The organism is Bhargavaea sp. CC-171006, assembly GCF_009761675.1.
GTDB lineage: Bacteria > Bacillota > Bacilli > Bacillales_A > Planococcaceae > Bhargavaea > Bhargavaea changchunensis.
This window is the reverse complement of sequence record NZ_QUZH01000011.1, coordinates 1-2,076: the sequence shown is the minus strand read 5'-3', so window position 1 is coordinate 2,076 and position 2,076 is coordinate 1. Positions and strand designations below refer to the sequence as shown.

The 2,076-nt window shown below is 55.8% G+C and carries 1 rRNA gene; it reads right to left on the bottom strand.

Annotated features, from left to right (window positions below):
* Positions 1 to 2,076: ribosomal RNA gene (locus tag DZC51_RS04550) — 23S ribosomal RNA — on the bottom strand; the annotation flags it as partial.

Below are 2,076 nucleotides of genomic sequence, written 5' to 3'. Positions count from 1 at the left end.
GCCCGCCTGACACGGTCCCCTGCCCGGATCACGGGCACGGGTTAGAAGTCCAATACAGCCAGGGTAGTATCCCACCAGTGCCTCCACCGAAGCTGGCGCTCCGGTTTCCACGGCTCCTACCTATCCTGTACAGGCTGCACCGGAATTCAATATCAGGCTGCAGTAAAGCTCCACGGGGTCTTTCCGTCCTGTCGCGGGTAACCTGCATCTTCACAGGTACTATAATTTCACCGAGTCTCTCGTTGAGACAGTGCCCAGATCGTTACGCCTTTCGTGCGGGTCGGAACTTACCCGACAAGGAATTTCGCTACCTTAGGACCGTTATAGTTACGGCCGCCGTTTACTGGGGCTTCAATTCAGAGCTTCGCTTGCGCTAACCCCTCCTCTTAACCTTCCAGCACCGGGCAGGCGTCAGCCCCTATACATCACCTTGCGGTTTTGCAGAGACCTGTGTTTTTGCTAAACAGTCGCCTGGGCCTATTCACTGCGGCTCTCTCGGGCTTTAACACCCTAATAGAGCACCCCTTCTCCCGAAGTTACGGGGTCATTTTGCCGAGTTCCTTAACGAGAGTTCTCTCGATCACCTTAGGATTCTCTCCTCGCCTACCTGTGTCGGTTTGCGGTACGGGCGCCTCCCGCCTCGTTAGAGGCTTTTCTTGGCAGTGTGAAATCAGGGACTCCGGGGTCAGACCCCTTGCCGTCACAGCCCAGCGTTACGGGAGTGGGATTTTCCTCACTCCCCGCCTCACTGCTTGGACGCGCAACCAACAGCGCGCTCACCCTATCCTCCTGCGTCACCCCGTCACTCAAACGGCGGGGAGGCGGTACAGGAATATCAACCTGTTGTCCATCGTCTACGCCTTTCGGCCTCGACTTAGGTCCCGACTGACCCTGAGCGGACGAACCTTCCTCAGGAAACCTTAGGCATTCGGTGGACGGGATTCTCACCCGTCTTTCGCTACTCATACCGGCATTCTCACTTCCAAGCGCTCCACCAGTCCTTCCGGTCTGGCTTCGACGCCCTTGGAACGCTCTCCTACCACTGACACCAACGGTGTCAATCCACGGTTTCGGTGGTCTGTTTAGCCCCGGTACATTTTCGGCGCAGCGCCACTCGACCAGTGAGCTATTACGCACTCTTTAAATGGTGGCTGCTTCTAAGCCAACATCCTGGTTGTCTGGGCAGCGCCACATCCTTTTCCACTTAACAGACACTTGGGGACCTTAACCGGTGGTCTGGGCTGTTTCCCTCTCGACTACGGATCTTATCACTCGCAGTCTGACTCCCAGGCATAAATCACCGGCATTCGGAGTTTGTCTGAACTCGGTAACCCGGGATGGGCCCCTCATCCAAACAGTGCTCTACCTCCGGGATTCTCTAGCCTGAGGCTAGCCCTAAAGCTATTTCGGAGAGAACCAGCTATCTCCAGGTTCGATTGGAATTTCACCGCTACCCACACCTCATCCCCGCATTTTTCAACATACGTGGGTTCGGGCCTCCAGTAAGTGTTACCTTACCTTCACCCTGGACATGGGTAGATCACCTGGTTTCGGGTCTACGGCCCCATACTGTGTCGCCCTATTCAGACTCGCTTTCGCTGCGGCTCCGCCTTCTCGGCTTAACCTCGCATGGAACCGTAACTCGCCGGTTCATTCTACAAAAGGCACGCCATCACCCATTAACGGGCTCTGACTACTTGTAGGCACACGGTTTCAGGATCTCTTTCACTCCCCTTCCGGGGTGCTTTTCACCTTTCCCTCACGGTACTGGTTCACTATCGGTCACTAGGGAGTATTTAGCCTTGGGAGATGGTCCTCCCGGATTCCGACGGAATTTCACGTGTTCCGCCGTACTCAGGATCCACTCCGGAGGGGATGGGCTTCGGCTACGGGGCTGTTACCCTCTGTGGCGGGCCTTTCCAGGCCGCTTCACCTCACGCATCCCTTTGTAACTCCAAAGGAGTGTCCTACAACCCCAGGAAGCAAGCTTCCTGGTTTGGGCTAATCCCGTTTCGCTCGCCGCTACTTGGGGAATCGAATTTTCTTTCTCTTCCTCCGGGTACTAAGATGTTTCAG